At 60.1% G+C, this 308-nt stretch carries 1 pseudogene; it reads left to right on the top strand.

The annotated features are described in order from the left end of the window. Positions 1 to 180 (top strand): annotated as a pseudogene (locus AF337_RS04560) (phosphoribosylaminoimidazolesuccinocarboxamide synthase); the annotation flags it as partial. Positions 181 to 308 lie beyond the last annotated feature (128 nt).

The raw sequence follows: 308 nt of genomic DNA, 5'->3' as shown, positions 1-308 counted from the left end.
GAGCGTTGCGATCCCTATAAGGACGAGATCCCGGAAATCCCCGCCGAACTGATCGAGCAGACCTCGGCCGTCTACATCAAAGCCTACGAGGCGATAACCGGTGAGCGCTTCGTTCCCGACAATAGCGGCGAGACGCCGCTTGCCCGTGTCCGAACCAACCTCGCCCGCTATTTCCCTTGAAATCGCGGCACACGAAGGCCGCCGGGCCGATCATCGGCTTTCAGCATTTCGTCCAATAGCGCTAGAGCGCCGCGCGCCCGAAAGGACGCGCTAAGGACGCTCTATCACTTTGAATCGGCGCATAATCC

Origin of the sequence: Rhizobium ecuadorense (assembly GCF_001187535.1) — a bacterium.
Classification (GTDB): Bacteria; Pseudomonadota; Alphaproteobacteria; order Rhizobiales; family Rhizobiaceae; genus Rhizobium; species Rhizobium ecuadorense.
Note: the sequence above shows the minus strand (reverse complement) of the source record. Positions and strands in the feature narration are given on the sequence as shown.